The following is a 16,312-nucleotide window of genomic DNA, read 5'->3' as shown; positions in this document are numbered from 1 at the left end:
TCGCGGCCGACCCCCGGGCGGATAGCGTGACCTGGTGTCCTCCTCCACGCGCCACCTCCCCGGAACCGGGGCGGGCGGTCCACCGGCGCTGGTGGTGGCGGTGGCCCAGCCTTACTGCGTCCCGTACGACGTGTCGGCGAACGCGCTGGCCCATGCCGAGGCGGTCCGGGCGGCCGAAGCCCGGCTGGTCGTCTTCCCGGAGCTGTCGCTGACCGGGTACCACGTCGACGCCCCGGTGGTGGACCCCACCGACCGGGGGCTGGCCGTGATCGTGGACGCCTGCGCCGCCACCGGCTCGGTGGCGTTGGTCGGCGCCCCGGTGCCCGGTCCCGGCGGACCGTCGATCGGGGTGCTCGCCGTCGACGCGACAGGCGCCCGGGTGGCGTACCGGAAGATGCACCTGGGGACCGCCGAGACCGGTCGGTTCGTTCCCGGAGCGCGACCGGCGGTGCTGGTGGTCGACGGCGTCCGGCTGGGGCTGGCGGTCTGTCGGGACACCGGCGTCGCCGCGCACGCCGCAGCCACCGCCGCGCTCGGCATGGACGCCTACGTCGCCGGGGTACTGCACACAGCCGACGAGGCGGCCCTGCACGGCGAGCGGGCCCGCCGGGTCGCCGCCGACCACCGGGTCCCGGTCGTCACCGCCAGCTTCGCCGGGGGCACCGGAGAGGGGTACGACCGGGCCGCCGGGCGCTCCGGGATCTGGGCGGCCGACGGGACCCCTGTCGTCGAGGCCGGACCGGAGCCCGGTGCCGTGGTCCGGGCGAACCTGCTCGACGCGACGGTGGACGTCGATGGCGACGGGCGGCCGGGACGCCTAGGCTGACGGCATGCCGAGAGCCGTCTGGAACGACCTGGTGATCGCGGAGAGCGACGACACGGTGGTGGTCGAGGGCAACCACTACTTCCCCCGAGCGACGCTCCGGGAGGACGTCCTACGGGACTCCGACACCCACACGTACTGCCCGTGGAAGGGCACCGCCTCGTACCTCACCCTGGAGCACGCCGGGGTGAGCAGCACCGACGCGGTCTGGTTCTATCCCGAGCCGTTGCCGGACGCGGCGATGGTCCGGGACCGGGTGGCGTTCTGGAAGGACGTCACGGTCATCGACTGATCACCGCCGATGACCAGGCCGGGGGTGGTCGACCGACGGATCGGGGCCTCGGTGAGGATGCCTCCATGCCCCTGCACGACGAACGACCCGACGCCGTCGGTACCGTCTACGGCACCCACCGGGCGCGCCGCCCCGTTCTGCCCCGTGATCCGCTGCTGCGGTTCGCCCTGGCGACCGGGCTGGCCGGTGTCCTGGTGGGAGCGTTCTTCGCCACCGGCGTGTTCGGTGGGGACGCCGAGACGCCGGTCTCGGCCCAGGCCGCCACGTCGCCCGCCGCCCCGACCCCGCCCGAGTCGCACACCCCCGACCCGACCCCGACCACTGTCGAGCCGACCCCCTCCCCCACGCCCAGCCCGACCCCGACTCCGGCGGGCGTGTCCGGCCCGACGGTCTTCCGGAGCGTCGCCGCCGGACGGTGTGTCGGCACCGACGGCGGCCACGAGAAGGCCCGCGCCGAACTGGCCGACTGCACCGGCGCACCGGAACAGCAGTGGGTCGCCGCCCCGGCCGGCCCGGACGCGGTCACCCTGACCAACGCCGCGTACGGCCAGTGTCTCGACGTCGAGGGCGGCAGCGGCGACGACGGGGCGAAGGTCCAGCAGTTCGGCTGCCACGGCGAGGGCAACCAGCAGTGGCGGGTGCATCCGGCCGGGGAGGCGGCGGTCCTGCTGGTCAGCGTCGCCTCCGGCAAGTGCGCCCAGCCCGAGGGCGGCGGCAGCGATCCCGGCACCGACCTCGTCCAACTGCCCTGCACCGGGGGCGTCGAACAGCAGTGGGCGACCGGGTGAGGCGACAGTCGACGGTGCGGTGCCGGCGGAAACGTCGGACCCGCCTGGCGGAGGCCGGTCGACCGGTCAGCCGGGATGAGCGGGACCGTCGGCCGGCACCGGCCTGGTGACCGGTCGCCGCACCGGTGCCGCCCGCAGCGCCCGCAGCTGTTCGAGGTGGGCCGGCAGGTGTACCCGCTGGTGCAGGTCGAGGGTCCGCTCCCAGGGCAGGACCTCGTCCACGACCAGGGCGAAACCCTCCCGAAGATGGGTCTCGACCGGGGTCTGTTCGGCCGGACCGAGCCGTTCCACCAGGTCGCAGAGCTTCCCGCTGGTGGACCGGAACAGCTCGGTCAGCCCGGACAGCCCGCCGTACTCGGAGACCATCGCGTCCAACTGGGGTCGGTGGATGCTCTCCAGGTCGTAGTAGGCGAAGGTGGAACCGGCCAGCACCGCCTCGGTCGCCTCGATCATCAACTCGTCGTTGGCGGCCAGGTGCGCGACGATCTGCTCGGCGGTCAGGTCACCGTCGGCCGGCAACCCGAACCCGCCGGCGTCGATCTCGTCGAGCACCTCCGCGTACACCTGCCGCAGGGGGCCGCTCTCCATGCCTCCCAGTCAACCCCGACCGGCACCTCCCGCCCGGCCGCTCGGCCACCTCTTTCACCCGTTCGGGAGACCGCCGGGACCGGCCCGGCCGCCCGGTCGCCGACCCCGGTCAGGGTCCGAACCGGGCCGGTCGTCGACGCCGGTCACCGTCCGAACCGGGCCCGGAGCAGCTTCGGTACGGCGGCCAGCCCGGTGACCGGCCGGAACGCCCGGGCTGCGGTGGACAGGGCGGCGTACTCGGTGTCGGTGAGGTCGATGTCGGCGGCGGCGACGTTGCGCTCCACCTGCTCGACGCTCGACGCACCGGGGATGGCCACCACGTTCGGGTGCCGCAGCAGGTAGGCCAGGGCGATCTGACTCGGGGTGGCGTGGTGGGCGTCGGCCACCTCACGGAGGGCGGCGATCAGCGGTGCACCCCGCTCCAGGTTCTCCGGCAGGAAGTACGGGTTGGCCCGGCGGACCGCCCCGGAGGGCGGGTTGTCCGCGTCGTACCGGCCGGAGAGGAAGCCCTGCGCCAACGGGCTGTACGCCATCACGATCCGCCCGGCCTGCTGCGCGTACGGGAGCAGGTCCTCCTCGGGGCCCCGGTCGATCATGCTGTACCGCACCTGGTTGCTGAGCACCCGCCGGCCGAGTGCCGCCTCGGCGAACCGCCAACGGCGCAGGCTGTAGTTGCTGACCCCCACCTCGCCGACCAGCCCGAGGTCCTGGAGGGTCCGCATCCCGTTCATCGTGGTGGTGTCGGCGATCACCGGGTTCGCCTGGTGCACCTGGTACAGGTCGATGTGCCGGACGCCGAGCCGGGTGGCCGAGGCGACCGCCCGCTGCTGCACCACCGGGGCGACCGGGAAGACCGGGAGGATCTTGGTGGCCACCACCACCCTGTCCCGCTCGTCGCCGAGGGCGGCGCCGAGGATCCGTTCGCTGCGGCCGAAGCCGTACAACTCGGCGGTGTCGAAGAGGGTGACCCCCAGGTCGAGGGCGCGCCGGACGATGTCCGCGGCGCGACGTTCGTAGTCGGAGCCGTACCCCCACTCACGGGAGCCGAACTGCCAGGTGCCGAGGCCGATCCGGGAGACGGGCCGGGGAGTGTCGAGCTGCACGTACCGCATGCCTGGGAAGCTACCCCGCCCGACGCGTTCCAACCCGACGGCGAGAACCCTCCGTCGGACTGTCACCTTCTGCCGCCGGTGTGACGGGGGTCCCCCGCCCGGTCACCGCCGCGAGCGTTGCCGCGCCGCCTCGTAGAGGGCGACGGTGGCGGCGGTGGCGGCGTTCAGGGAGCTGGCCGCGCCGGTGATCGGGATGCGGACGGTCCGGTCGCAGGACTCCCGCCAGGCGGCACTGATCCCGTGGGTCTCGTTGCCGACGACGAGGACGGTGGGGCCGGTCAGGTCGTGCGCGGCGATGTCGACGTCACCGTTCTCGTCGGTGCCGACCACCGTGACCGGGACCCCCGACTCCCGGGCCGCACCCACCCGGTCCAGCACCTCCCGATGGCTGGGCACCCGGACCACTGGTACGGCGAACAGCGATCCGGTGCTGGCCCGGACCGCCTTCGGGTCGTACGGGTCGGCGGCGTGCCCGGTGACGATCACCCCGGCCGCGCCGAAGGCGTCCGCCGAGCGGACCATGGTGCCGATGTTGCCCGGGGTGGTCGGCCTGTCGAAGACCAGCACCAGTTCGTCGGCGCGCAGCGGGATCCGGTCCAGCCGGTCGGCGGGAAGTTCGACCACGGCGAGCAGCTCCGGTGCCTCCTCGTCCTTGCCGCCGAGTTCCCGTAGCAGCTCACCGGCCATCGCCACCCGGGTGGCGTCGACCCGGTCGAGGAGGTCCCGAGCCCACCGGGACCCGGTCGCCCCGTCGGGGTGCACGAGCGTCCGGATCCGCCACCCGTGCTCGACGGCGAGCGAGATCGGGCGTACCCCCTGGACGAGGAACTCACCGGCCCGCTGCCGCTTGGTGCGGTTGGTCAGCAACGCCTGCCACTGCTGGAACGTGGCGTTGCGGGTGGTGATCCTCAACGTTCTGGTCACGGTGCCGGGGAGCCTCTCGTCGAGGGGGGCCGTCAGGCCGTCGTCGCGGACGGCTCCGCGGTCGGGGACGACCCTACCCACCCTCCGGACGGGCGACGAGCCCGACCGGACCGGCCGGGAAAAGTCCTCCCCGGCTTTCCGGTTTACGGCGACTGCGGAGGGTACTGGCCGAGTCACCGACAACGATAAAAGGGGTAACCGATGACATTCAATCCACTCGCCGAGAAAGGCATCCCCCTCGACCAACAGCTGCGAAACTGGCGCGAACTGGACGTCGAGCCGCTCGACCCGGACGCGGACCCGTACACCAGGTGTCGGGTGATCGTCATGAACGGGATCGAGATCGAGTCGATCATGTTCAGCCACCACATGGCCCGGACCTGCCCCGACCCGGAGGTGAAGCGGCAGCTCGCGTACACCCGCTACATCGAGGCCCAGCAGCAGAAGGTGGTCAACTGGCTCCTGCCGCCGATCGCCAGCACCCTTGAGACCACCATCGCGTACGAGCAGGTGGCGGTCGACCTGACCGCCTGGATCGCCCGGATGGAGCCGGACCCCTACCTGAAGCAGGCGTACGAGTTCGGGGTCCTTGAGGACTTCGACCACCTGTACCGCTACGCCAACCTCTTCGAGATGATCGAACGGCGCAAGGCGAAGAAGGTGGTCGACGACCTCACCGAGGTGATGCCCGGACGGCCGACCACACTGCACCACAGGCATCCGTACGACAACGTCCGGGACCCGTACGACCGCGACACCGTCGACCCGTTGTCCAAACTGCACGCGCTCACCGTCATGTCGGCCGAACAGCAGACGATGAACTTCTACATGAACGTCGGTCCCCAGTACATGGAGCCGATCGCCCGCCGGCTCTACGTCGAGATCGGCATGATCGAGCAGGAGCACGTCACCCACTACGAGTCGCTCGTCGACCCCGGGGAGACCTGGTGGGAGCGGCTGGTCAACCACGAGTACAACGAGGTCTACCTCTACCACTCGTTCATGACCCAGGAGCCGGACCCGAAGGTGAAGGCGATCTGGGAGCTGCACCTCAACATGGAGCTGGCCCAGTTGCAGGCCGCCTGTGACCTGATGCGCCGCTTCGACGGACGCGAGCCCGAGGAGGTCCTGGCCCCGCAGCTTCCGGTGCCGGTGACCTTCGAGCCCAACAAGGAGTACCTCCGGCACCTCCTCGGCACCCAGATCGACCTGACCACCCTGGGGGCCGGCTACGTCCGGGAGGCCCACGAGCGGTTCGAGAGGCTGCAGGAGCAGATCCACGGCGGCGAGAAGCCGGCGAGCGAGCAGGTGATCGACATGCACCGGGAGCGCTTCGGCGGCGAGTACCGGATCGAGACCGAGGGGCCGCATCCGGTGGAGTCGCTGCGTCGGCCCGAGGACGGCGACCGGTGACGGCGCAGCCGGGCGTCGACCCGACCGACGGGGCCGACGTGATCGACCTGCTGCTCGCCCAGCACGCCCGGATCGAGGAGCTGTTCCGGATGGTCGCGGCGAGCGAGGGCGAGTCGAGGCAGCATGCCTGGGACGAGCTGACCCGGCTACTCGCGGTGCACGAGACCGCGGAGGAGGAGATCGTGCACCCACTCGCCCGTGGCAGCATCGACGGCGGAGCCGACGTGGTCGACGCCCGGCTCGACGAGGAGCGAGAGGCCAAGGAGCTGCTCAAGGGCCTGGTCGACGACGGCCCGCAGACGCCCGACTTCGACGCCCGGTTCGCGGCGCTGCGGACGGCGGTGCTGGAGCACGCGACCCGGGAGGAGCGCTACGAGTTCGTGCAGCTGCGGGCGGCGCACCCGCCTCAGCGGCTGGTGAACCTGGCCCGGGCGGTCCGAATGGCCGAGGCGGTGGCCCCGACCAGGCCACACCCCGGCGTGGAGTCCGCGACAGCGAACCTGATGCTCGGTCCCCCCGTCGCGATCGTCGACCGGGTACGCGACGCGATCCGGACCGCGATGCGAGACTGATCGCAGACTGCGCAGCGCAGCGCGGAACCGATCGCAGCCAGCGTGATGCGGGGCTGATCGTAGACAGATACGGATACGAAAAGGGTTCAGGACCCGGTCGATCAGATCGACCGGGTCCTGAACCCTTTTGCTCGGGTGGAGCCGAGGGGACTCGAACCCCTGACCCCCACACTGCCAGTGTGGTGCGCTACCAGCTGCGCCACGGCCCCCCACTGCTGTCCCGGTCGCCCGGGCACTGGCGAAACTATACACATCTCGGCCGTCCCGGTCACATCGCGGGGGTGCCCCGCCGGGCCGGGTCCGTCGGTTCGACGCCACGTCCGGCGGTCAGTTCAACGCCACGTCCGGCGGGAAGTGGGCGACGGCGGCCAACATGCCGCCCTGACGGCGCAGGACCATCGGCCAGAGGTCGTCCGGACGGTCGACGAAGGCGTCCCCCGGCAGGGCGTCCAGGACGAACCAGGACCCCTCCTCGATCTCCTGCTCCAACTGGCCGGCGCCCCAACCGGAGTAGCCGGCGAAGACCCTGATGCCGGCGACCTCCTCGCGCAGCCGTTCCGGTCCGACCGACAGGTCGACGGTCCCGACCGCCCCCGAGACCTGGTGGAAACCGCGCAGCCGGCGTACCGGGCTGTGCAGGCGGGCCAGACAGATCGCCGAGTCGGGTTGGACCGGGCCGCCCTCGAAGAGGACCGCCGGGTGCCGGGCCAGGTCGTTCCAGTCGCCGAGCACCTCGGCGACCGGCACCTCGGTCGCCCGGTTGAGCACCACGCCGAGCGCCCCTCCGGGCTCGTGGGCCACCAGGAGCACCACCGTACGGTCGAAGTTCGGATCCTTCAGCGCGGGAGTCGCGACCAGCAACCGTCCGGTCATGGACTCCGTCACATGACCGCCAATCGCCGGGCCCTCCCTGTGCATGTCAACCATCCGACAACCGAGTCGCCGGCGGATCCTGGCACCCGCAACCGCGCCCGGACGCCGGGGAGCACTGACGCACCCCGCTCACGTGCGGCGCGTCGTACCGTCGCGCCCTGCGCGCTGTCACCGCCATGCCTGGCACCATAGCCTGCGCCCCGGTTGCTGGTTAAGGCCTCTGACCGAGGGTGATCGACTTTGCCGGTGGCGTCGTCCCCCGGCGTCGACCCTCCGACCGCCGTCGAGCTGCCCCTTCCCCTGCCCCACCCCGGGTACCGCTGGCCGAAATCGCCTTCTCATCACGATTGTCCGGTTACATTCGGGGTGAGCGGCTCGCACACGGGAGGCGGGGTGACGATGGCCACGGTCCGCGACACCACGTACGACCTGCTGCGCAGTTTGGGCCTGACCACTGTCTTCGGGAACCCGGGATCCACCGAGGAGCCCTTCCTCCAGGACTTCCCCGCCGACTTCCACTATGTCCTCGCGCTCCAGGAGGCCTCGGCGGTGGCGATGGCCGACGGGTACGCCCAGGCCACCCGCCGCCCCGCCCACGTCAACCTGCACACCGCCCCGGGGACCGGCAACGGGATGGGCAACCTCGTCACCGCCTGGCACAACCGCACCCCGTTGATCGTCACCGCCGGGCAGCAGAGCCGGGAGATGCTCCTGCTGGAACCCCGACTGGCCAGCCCCCGCGCCACCGAACTGGCCCAGCCGTACGTCAAGTGGAGCCACGAACCGGTCCGCGCCCAGGACATCCCGGCCGCCCTGATGAGGGCGTACGCCACCGCCGTCCAACCACCGACCGGGCCGGTCTTCCTCTCCCTGCCGATGGACGACTGGCAACAGCCGTCCGACCCGCCCCCGCAGCTGCGCACCGTCGCCACCCGGTACGCCCCGGACCCCCGCCGGTTACGCGAGTTCGCCGAGATCGTGGCGGCCAGCCGGACCCCCGCCCTGGTGTTCGGTGCCGCTGTGGACCGCTCCCGGGCCTGGCCGGCGGCGGTGGACCTGGCCGAGAAGCTGCACGCCCCGGTCTGGTCCGCCCCCGCCCCCGAACGGGCCAGCTTCCCCGAGGACCACCCCTACTTCCGGGGGGTGCTGCCGTACGCCATCGCCCCGCTCGCCGAGGCGCTGCGCGGCCACGACACCGTCCTGGTGGTGGGGGCGCCGGTGTTCCGGTACTACCCCCACCTGCCCGGCACCCACCTGCCCGACGGTGCCCGCCTCCTGCACGTCACCGACGACCCGGAGGAGGCCGCCCGGGCCCCCGTCGGGGAGAGCCTGCTCGGCGACCCCGGCCTGACCCTCGACGCCCTGGTGGACCTGCTGCCGGTGACCGACCGGCCGGAACCGGCCACCCGCACCGCACCCGACCCGCCCCGGGCCGGTCTGCCGCTCACCGCCGACGCCCTCTTCGCCACGCTGGCCCGGCACTGGCCGGCCGACGGGGTCCTCGTGCAGGAGTCACCGTCCAACCTGGCGGCCCTGCGCCGTCGGCTGTGGATCCGACGTCCGGCGTCCTACTTCACCATGGCCAGCGGGGGCCTCGGGTTCGGGCTGCCTGCGGCGGTGGGCATCGCCCTGGCCGAACGGGACACCGGCCGACGGCGACCGGTCGTGGCGGTGATCGGCGACGGGTCCTTCCACTACTCGGTGCAGGCCCTCTGGACCGCCGCCCGGCTCCGGCTGCCGCTGATCGTCGTGGTCCCGGTCAACCAGCAGTACGCCATCCTCAAGGCGTTCGCCGCCCTCAAGGACACCCCGGGCGTCCCCGGGCTGGACCTGCCCGGGGTGGACCTCACCGCGCTGGCCCGAGGCTACGGCTGCGCCGCGGTGGTGGCCGACACCCCGGAGACCCTCGGCGACACCCTGGCCACCGCCCTCCTCGCCGACCGCCCCACAGTCATCCCCGTCCCCATCGACCCCGAAATCCCCACCCTCCTCTAACCCCACCCCACCCCGCCTAGCCCTCCCCGCCCGGCCCCGTTGATCGCCTCGCCCTCCCTCCCGGCCCTCCCCGCCTCGCCCTCCCGCCCGGCCCTGTTGATCAAGGGATTTGGGTCAGGCCTGGGCCGGATTCTGACGCAAACCCCTTGATCAACACGGAGAACCGGGGGGGGGTGGGGTGGGAAAGGGAAGCGCCCCGGTCTGGGAGGACCGGGGCGCTTCGCTGGTGGTGGAGGTGCCGGGAATCGAACCCGGGTCCTTCGCCGGTTTGACAGGACTTCTCCGAGCGCAGCTCGCTGTGCCTCTACTCGGCCCCTCCGATCACGCGAGCGAGTCGGTGTGACGGGCCCAGTCGCTGATTGATCTCGCCGCACGGACCCCGCGACCGGGTCCGGTTGGCCAGCCTTCTAGCTGATGCCGGCTAACTGGGTCGAAGGCGCTCCCAGGCCGACAGACTCACTACTCGCCTCAGGCGGCGAGAGCGAAGTCAGCGCGATTTTGCTTGGCGCTTATAGTTTCCGACGAACGATTCTCGAGACGACGTCGGCTTCCTCGGCTCGCTTCCCCTGCCGCAACGTACGAAGTCGAAACCAGTCACCCCCTCGACGGCTGCCCTTCGTGGCAGCACCCCCATGTTAACGCCTCCCGCAACCGGATTCATCCCGAGGCCGGCCGACCGGCGACCCTGGAGAACGACGAAACCCCGATAGCGGGCGAAACGCCCGAACTACTCGTGCATTCCCTTGCTGCGCCGACCGGCGACCCGGGCGATCTCCCGGTCCGCGTCCCGCTTGGCGAGGTCCTGCCGCTTGTCGTACGTCTTCTTGCCCTTGGCCAGGCCGATCTCGACCTTGGCCCAGCCGTCGGAGAAGTACACCTGCAACGGCACCATGGTCAACCCGCTCTCCCGGGTCTTGCCGATCAGACGGTCGATCTCCAGCCGCTTGAGCAGCAGCTTGCGGGTACGCCGGGGCTCGTGGTTGGTCCAGGTGCCCTGGGTGTACTCCGGGATGTGCATCCCGTGCAGGTACAGCTCGCCGCTGCGCTCCTGGGCGAAAGCGTCCACGAGCGAGGCCCGCCCGGCGCGCAGCGACTTGACCTCGGTGCCGGTCAACGCCATCCCCGCCTCGTACGTGTCGAGGATCGAGTAGTCGTGCCGGGCCTTCTTGTTGGAGGCGACGACCTTGCGCCCCTTCTCCCGTGGCATTCGGTTGCCACCCCCTTCCCGCCTCGCCGCGAGGCACCGGGCCGCACGGCGGAGATCATGCTACCGGAACGTCGAAGGCCCTCCCGCACCGTTTTGTTCCCGGCACGGGAGGGCCTCGCAGAGACCGTGGGGGATGCCCCGCAGGTGACTAGACCCGCAGGTAGAACCGGAGCGTGACCCAGGCCGTGACCGCGCTGACCAGGGCACCGATGCCCGCCATCAGCGGGAAGGTCAGGAAGATCTCGCCCCAACTCACCGGCGAGAAGAGCCCCTGGAGGCTGGAGAGCGCCCCGTCGAAGAGGAACGTCTTCAACCCGACCAGCGCACCGAGGCCGAGCACCGCGCCGATCAGACCGGCGACGACCGCCTCCAGGACGAACGGCGCCTGGATGAACCAGTTCGAGGCACCGACCAGCTTCATGACCGCGACCTCACGCCGCTTGCTGTACGCCGCCACCTGGATGGTGTTGGCGACCAGCATGAGGGCGGCGATCGCCATCGCGATGGCGGCCACCAGGGCGACGTTCTGCCCGGCGGTGAAGAGGTTGAAGATCTTGTCCAGCACCCGGCTCTGGTCGACGATCTGGTCGACGCCCTCGACGGACGAGTACTGGTCGTTGATCTGCCGGTACTGCTCAGGGTCGACCAGCCGCAGCCGGAACGACTCCGGAAGCTGGTCCGGCTTCACGGCGTTGACCAGGTCAGGGGCGTCCTGGTACATCTCCTTGAACCGCTCGTACGCCTCGTTCTTGTCGACGTAGATGACCTCCCGGACGAGCGCGTCGGACCTCAGCTGGCCCTCCAGGGCGGTCCGCTGCTCCTCGGTCGCCTCCGGCGTGAGGAAGATCGAGACCTCGACGTTCTCGAAGTAGAGGTCCTTCATGTCGGCGACCTTGTTGTAGACCAGGCCGCTGACGCCGAGCATGGTCAGGGACACGGCCATCGTGATGATCATCGCAATGGTCATCGTCACGTTGCGCCACAGTCCGACCAGTACCTCGGACAGGACGTATTTCACGCGCATCGGGGGTTCCTCCGGGTCTCCGGCATGAGGTGTTCGTCGTCAGGGTGTTCGGCGGGGGTACCGGGCCGGCTCACCCGTAGACGCCGCGGGCCTGGTCGCGCACGATCCGGCCACTCTCGATCTCGATCACTCGCCGGCGCATCTGGTTCACGATGTTGGAGTCGTGCGTGACCATCACGACGGTCGTGCCGGTGCGGTTGATCCGGTCCAGCAGACGCATGATCTCGATGGACGTGTCCGGGTCGAGGTTACCGGTCGGCTCGTCGGCCAGGAGGATCAGCGGACGGTTCACGAACGCCCGCGCGACCGCGACACGCTGCTGCTCACCACCGGAGAGCTCGTGCGGGTAGCGGTGCTCCTTGCCGCCGAGACCCACCAGCTCCAGCACCTCCGGTACGACCCGACGCGCGACCGCCTTGGTCTTGCCGATGACCTCCAGGGCGAAGGCCACGTTCTCGTACGCGGTGCGGTTGGGCAGCAGCCGGAAGTCCTGGAAGACACAGCCGATGGACCGCCGGAAGTGGGGACGCTTCCAGGACCGCAGCGACGTGACGTCCTTGTTGTTCACCACGACCCGCCCCTTGTTCGGGGTGACCTCGTGCAACAGCATCTTGATGATGGTGGACTTGCCGGAGCCGGAGGGCCCGATGAAGAAGACGAACTCGCCCTTCTCGATCGAGACGGACACGTTGTCGAGCGAAGGCCGGGACGCCTTCGGGTACGTCTTCGTCACTTGCTCAAGCTGAATCACGGGTGGTGAGTCTACGCCGTGTAATCGCAACGCCAAGTCCCACGCCCGGGTGATGCGTGGCGCGTCATCCAAATGCCCGGTCAGGGGGAGATCGACCGAGCACAGCGCCCGCGAACGGTCACGCGCTGTTGTCGGCGAGCTGCTGCTGCTTACGCCAACGGATGCCGGCTTCGATGAAGGCGTCCAGGTCACCGTCGAAGACCGAACTCGGGTTCCCCGTCTCCTGCTCGGTGCGCAGGTCCTTCACCATCTGGTACGGGTGCAGGACGTACGAACGCATCTGGTCGCCCCAGGATCCGGCCGCGTCGGTCTTCAGACCCTCCAGCTTGGCCTGTTCCTCCTGGCGCTTACGCTCCAACAGCCGGGCCTGCAGGACCCGCAGGGCGCTGGCCTTGTTCTGCAGCTGGGACTTCTCGTTCTGGCAGGTGACGACGATCCCGGTGGGAATGTGGGTGAGCCGGACCGCGGAGTCGGTGGTGTTCACCGACTGGCCACCCGGACCCGAGGAGCGGTACACGTCGACCCGCATCTCGTTCTCGGGGATGTCGACCTGGTCGGTCTGCTCCACCACCGGCAGCACCTCGACCCCGGCGAAGCTGGTCTGCCGCCGCCCCTGGTTGTCGAAGGGGCTGATCCGGACCAACCGGTGGGTCCCCGACTCGACACTGAGGGTCCCGTAGGCGTACGGCACCTTGACGGTGAAGGTGGCCGACTTCAGGCCCGCCTCCTCCGCGTACGAGGTCTCGTAGACCTCGGTCGGGTAGCCGTGCCGCTCGGCCCACCGCAGGTACATCCGCAGCAGCATCTCGGCGAAGTCGGCGGCGTCGACCCCGCCTGCCCCGGCCCGGATGGCGACCAGCGCCTCCCGCGAGTCGTACTCGCCGGAGAGCAGGGTCCGGACCTCCATCTCCTCGATGGCCTTGGTCAACCCACCGATCTCGGTCTCGACCTCGGTGAGCGCACCGGTGTCGTCCTCGTCCTCGGCGAGCTCCAGCAGCACGTGGGCGTCGTCGAGCCGCGAACGCAGACTGCCCAGCTTGCTGATCTCCCCGTTGACGTACGACAACTGGGAGGTCACCTTCTGGGCGCGGGCCTGGTCGTCCCACAGGTCGGGGGCGGAGGCCTCCTGCTCCAGGCGGGCCTTGTCCTTGCGCAGGCGGTCGAGGTCGAGCACCGCCTCGATGTTGCGCAGGGTCGCGTCGAGGTCCTTGAGCTGTTCGGCGTAATCGGCAGCGGTCACGACAAACAAGCGTACTGCTCGGAGGAGGAGTGAGCATGCGAGCCCCGCACACCGGGCCGAATCAGCCCAGCTCGGAGGAGGAGTGAGCGTGCCAGCCCGCACACCGGGCCGAATCAGCCCAGCTCTCCGGGCAGCTCGGCGCGCCGGGGTCGGGCGGGTCAGCTGCCGACCGGGGCGCTCTTGAGCCAGGAGAGGGCGGCCTTGTGGTAGGCCACCGCGAACTCCAGGGCGCTGGCGTCGTACGCCTCGCCCTCCTTCTTGGCGTTCTTGACCTGCTCACGGACCGCCGCCAAGGCCTCGGTGTGGTACTCGTTGGCCGTGGCGTAGAGGTTGCGGAGCTGGTTCGCCGAGTGCAGGTCCCCGAAGGCGATCCGCAGCGCCACCGGGTTACGGATCGTGTCCTTGCCCGGGTTCTCGGCCAGCCACCGGGAGAACGTCCGTTTCCCGGAGGCGGTGATCGCGTACGGCTGGCTCATCCGGGGGCCGGGCTTGCCCAGGCGAACGAAACCCCGCTCGGCCAGCACCGGCAACTCGCGGTAGACCTGACTACGTGTCATCGACCAGTATGGCGCCAGTCGGCGCTCAGCGGCGGCCATCAGTTGGCCGCCTGTCATGGGTCCCTCGTGAAGCAGCCCGAGCAGAGCTGCCGCCGTGGGGTTGACTCCGGATTCCGCCATGCCCATTACGCTGCCACTTTGCGGTCGCGGCGTCCAGGATTTCACCATTTCGGCACCCGTGTAGGACTTCCTATGTGCACTGTCGGCCGACGACAGTCCGACATGCCGGTACGACCTGTCATCTCCTGTCACCCTCGGTGACCAGATCCCGGGTGCGGCGGTTCCCGGCCGGGACGGCCGCCACAGCGCTCCCCGACGTCACCGGACCGGGTGACGTCGGGGGCACCATGCGCTGTTTCAGCCCATGTGCGGGTATTTGTGATCGGTGGGGGGAACGAAGGTCTCCTTGATGGTCCGGGGCGACATCCACCGGACCAGGTTGTGCCAGGAACCGGCCTTGTCGTTGGTGCCGCTGGCCCGGGCACCGCCGAACGGCTGCTGCCCCACCACCGCACCGGTCGGCTTGTCGTTGACGTAGAAGTTGCCGGCGGCGTACCGCATCCGCTCGGCGACCGCGTCGACGACCCGCCGGTCGGTGGCGAAGATCGACCCGGTGAGTGCGTACGGGGCGATCGCCTCGGCCTGGGTGACGATGTCGTCGAAGCGGGCGTCGTCGAAGACGTGCACACCGAGGATCGGACCGAAGTACTCGGTGGTGAAGGTCTCGTGTGCCGGGTCGGTGCACTCGAAGAGCGTGGGCCTGACGAACCACCCCACCGAGTCGTCGGCGGTGCCCCCGGCCAGGACGGTGCAGGAGTCGTCACCGTTGATCAGATCGAGGGCGGCGGTGTGCCGGGCGTACGCCTTGGCGTCGATCACCGCCCCGCCGAAGTTGCGGAAGTCGGTCACGTCGCCGTAGGTCAGCGCCTCGGCGGTGGCCGCGAGCCGGTCACCCAACCCGCCCTCCCACAACGACCGGGGGACGTACGCCCGGGACGCCGCCGAGCACTTCTGGCCCTGGTACTCGTACGCGCCCCGGATCAGGGCGGTGTGCAGGGCCTCGGGGTCCGCGCTGGGGTGCGCGACGACGAAGTCCTTGCCGCCGGTCTCGCCGACCAGGCGGGGGTAACCCCGGTACCCGGCGATGTTCTGCCCGACGGTGCGCCACAGGTGCTGGAAGACGGTGGTGGAGCCGGTGAAGTGGATGCCGGCCAGGTCCGGGTCGGCGAGCACCACGTCGGACACCTCCTCCCCCCGTCCGGTGACCAGGTTGATCACGCCGGGTGGGAGTCCGGCCGCCTCGAACAGCCGCATGGTGAAGTGGGCGGCGAACTGTTGGGTGGGCGAGGGCTTCCAGACCACTGTGTTGCCGACAAGGGCCGGGGCCGACGGCAGGTTGCCGGCGATGGCGGTGAAGTTGAACGGGGTGACCGCGTAGACGAAGCCCTCCAGGGGCCGGTGGTCGAAACGGTTCCACACCCCCGGGGAGGACCGTGGCTGCTCGGCCAGCAGGTGCCGGGCGAAGTGCACGTTGAACCGGAGGAAGTCGATCAGCTCGCAGGCGGCGTCGATCTCGGCCTGCACCACGGTCTTGGACTGCCCGAGCATGGTGGCCGCGTTGAGGGTGTCCCGCCACGGCCCGGCGAGCAGGTCGGCGGCGCGCAGGAAGACCGCCGCCCGCTCCTCGAAGGGCAACGCCCGCCAGCCGGGGGCGGCGTCCTTGGCCGCCTGGACGGCGAGCCGGGCGTCGTCGTGGGTGGCGTGCGCGGTGACGCCCAACACATGGGCACGCTGGTGTGGCGCGACGACGTCGATCCGCTCCCCGCCGGCCATCCGGGACGTACCCGCGATGGTCATCGGCAGGTCGATCCGGTCACCCGCCAGTTCGGTCAACCGCCGCCGGAGCTGGTCGGCGTCGGCACTGCCCGGCTCGTAGCTGCGTACCGGCTCGTTGTACGGCTCGGGTACGTCGAACACAGCGTCCATCACGGCTCCTGATGCTCTCGGCGGCGGGGGCGAACCCGGTCCCGCAGACGTTCGGCCGGGTGGCCGGACGCCGGAAGCCGTGCGCGGGGTACAGCCGGTCACGGCGGCGGAACCTGCCGCGATTCTGTCACGCGGGGCGGTCCGTCCGGCGGGTCGCGGGGGCGCAC

At 70.5% G+C, this 16,312-nt stretch carries 16 protein-coding genes, 1 tRNA gene and 1 other RNA gene; 6 read left to right on the top strand and 12 right to left on the bottom strand.

The features are described 5' to 3' along the window. Positions 1-88 precede the first annotated feature (88 nt). The 3 genes from WHN02_RS09585 (at position 89) to WHN02_RS09575 (ending at position 1,903) form a co-directional block, all read left to right on the top strand. Positions 89-826 (top strand): carbon-nitrogen hydrolase family protein, encoded by a 738-nt coding sequence (locus WHN02_RS09585; protein ID WP_434743889.1) that lies wholly within the window; start codon positions 89-91, stop codon positions 824-826. A gap of 4 nt (positions 827-830) precedes the next feature. After that, positions 831-1,115: a DUF427 domain-containing protein gene (locus WHN02_RS09580; protein ID WP_434743003.1), complete on the top strand. Its 285-nt coding sequence runs from the start codon at positions 831-833 to the stop codon at positions 1,113-1,115. 65 nt (positions 1,116-1,180) lie between these two features. Further along, on the top strand, positions 1,181-1,903 hold the full coding sequence (locus WHN02_RS09575) for an RICIN domain-containing protein (RefSeq protein ID WP_434743002.1): 723 nt from the start codon (positions 1,181-1,183) through the stop codon (positions 1,901-1,903). A 66-nt stretch (positions 1,904-1,969) separates the two neighbouring features. Here WHN02_RS09575 and WHN02_RS09570 read toward each other — a convergent pair whose 3' ends face one another. The 3 genes from WHN02_RS09570 to WHN02_RS09560 form a co-directional block, all read right to left on the bottom strand. Next, positions 1,970-2,491 (bottom strand): hypothetical protein, encoded by a 522-nt coding sequence (locus WHN02_RS09570; protein ID WP_434743001.1) that lies wholly within the window; start codon positions 2,489-2,491, stop codon positions 1,970-1,972. Positions 2,492-2,634: 143 nt separating this feature from the next. Further along, complete coding sequence (locus WHN02_RS09565) at positions 2,635-3,603, bottom strand: aldo/keto reductase (protein WP_434743000.1); 969 nt, start codon at positions 3,601-3,603, stop codon at positions 2,635-2,637. 102 nt (positions 3,604-3,705) lie between these two features. Continuing rightward, positions 3,706-4,527, bottom strand: coding sequence for an RNA methyltransferase (locus WHN02_RS09560; RefSeq protein WP_434742999.1), 822 nt, complete (start codon positions 4,525-4,527; stop codon positions 3,706-3,708). Positions 4,528-4,728: 201 nt separating this feature from the next. Here WHN02_RS09560 and WHN02_RS09555 point away from each other — a divergent pair, with 201 nt between their 5' ends. Continuing rightward, positions 4,729-5,940: a hypothetical protein gene (locus tag WHN02_RS09555; protein WP_434742998.1), complete on the top strand. Its 1,212-nt coding sequence runs from the start codon at positions 4,729-4,731 to the stop codon at positions 5,938-5,940. After that, entirely contained in the window at positions 5,937-6,512 is a 576-nt protein-coding gene (locus WHN02_RS09550) for a hemerythrin domain-containing protein (RefSeq protein ID WP_434742997.1), read from the top strand. The genes WHN02_RS09555 and WHN02_RS09550 overlap by 4 nt, the downstream gene beginning before the upstream one ends. A 136-nt stretch (positions 6,513-6,648) precedes the next feature. Here WHN02_RS09550 and WHN02_RS09545 read toward each other — a convergent pair. Then, positions 6,649-6,721 (bottom strand) — tRNA-Ala (locus WHN02_RS09545). Positions 6,722-6,839: 118 nt separating this feature from the next. Further along, positions 6,840-7,430 carry a YqgE/AlgH family protein gene (locus tag WHN02_RS09540; RefSeq protein WP_434742996.1) on the bottom strand — a complete coding sequence of 197 codons (591 nt, stop codon included), beginning with the start codon at positions 7,428-7,430 and terminating at the stop codon, positions 6,840-6,842. Positions 7,431-7,784: 354 nt separating this feature from the next. On the opposite strand from WHN02_RS09540, the gene mdlC reads away from it, so the two are divergent. After that, positions 7,785-9,380: a benzoylformate decarboxylase gene (gene mdlC / locus WHN02_RS09535; protein WP_434743888.1), complete on the top strand. Its 1,596-nt coding sequence runs from the start codon at positions 7,785-7,787 to the stop codon at positions 9,378-9,380. A gap of 227 nt (positions 9,381-9,607) precedes the next feature. On the opposite strand, the gene ssrA is transcribed toward mdlC, so the two are convergent. The 7 genes from ssrA to pruA all read right to left on the bottom strand — a co-directional run bounded on the left by ssrA (position 9,608) and on the right by pruA (position 16,145). Continuing rightward, positions 9,608-9,982: a transfer-messenger RNA gene (gene ssrA / locus WHN02_RS09530) on the bottom strand. A gap of 125 nt (positions 9,983-10,107) precedes the next feature. Next, positions 10,108-10,587 carry an SsrA-binding protein SmpB gene (smpB, locus tag WHN02_RS09525; protein WP_350895932.1) on the bottom strand — a complete coding sequence of 160 codons (480 nt, stop codon included), beginning with the start codon at positions 10,585-10,587 and terminating at the stop codon, positions 10,108-10,110. Positions 10,588-10,735: 148 nt separating this feature from the next. Beyond that, on the bottom strand, positions 10,736-11,611 hold the full coding sequence (ftsX, locus tag WHN02_RS09520) for a permease-like cell division protein FtsX (RefSeq protein WP_434742995.1): 876 nt from the start codon (positions 11,609-11,611) through the stop codon (positions 10,736-10,738). Between the two features lie 70 nt (positions 11,612-11,681). Further along, on the bottom strand, positions 11,682-12,362 hold the full coding sequence (ftsE, locus tag WHN02_RS09515) for a cell division ATP-binding protein FtsE (protein WP_350895930.1): 681 nt from the start codon (positions 12,360-12,362) through the stop codon (positions 11,682-11,684). Positions 12,363-12,480: 118 nt separating this feature from the next. Beyond that, positions 12,481-13,602 carry a peptide chain release factor 2 gene (gene prfB, locus WHN02_RS09510; protein WP_434742994.1) on the bottom strand — a complete coding sequence of 374 codons (1,122 nt, stop codon included), beginning with the start codon at positions 13,600-13,602 and terminating at the stop codon, positions 12,481-12,483. A 158-nt stretch (positions 13,603-13,760) separates the two neighbouring features. After that, positions 13,761-14,279 carry a PadR family transcriptional regulator gene (locus WHN02_RS09505; protein ID WP_350895928.1) on the bottom strand — a complete coding sequence of 173 codons (519 nt, stop codon included), beginning with the start codon at positions 14,277-14,279 and terminating at the stop codon, positions 13,761-13,763. Positions 14,280-14,516: 237 nt separating this feature from the next. Next, a complete protein-coding gene (gene pruA, locus WHN02_RS09500) occupies positions 14,517-16,145 on the bottom strand; it encodes an L-glutamate gamma-semialdehyde dehydrogenase (RefSeq protein WP_434742993.1) in 1,629 nt (542 codons plus the stop codon). Between the last annotated feature and the right edge of the window lie 167 nt (positions 16,146-16,312).

The sequence above is a fragment of the Micromonospora sp. SH-82 genome, assembly GCF_051132485.1.
Classification (GTDB): Bacteria; Actinomycetota; Actinomycetes; order Mycobacteriales; family Micromonosporaceae; genus Micromonospora.
The sequence above is the reverse complement of the archived record's forward strand: the minus strand, read 5'-3'. Positions and strand labels throughout refer to the sequence as shown.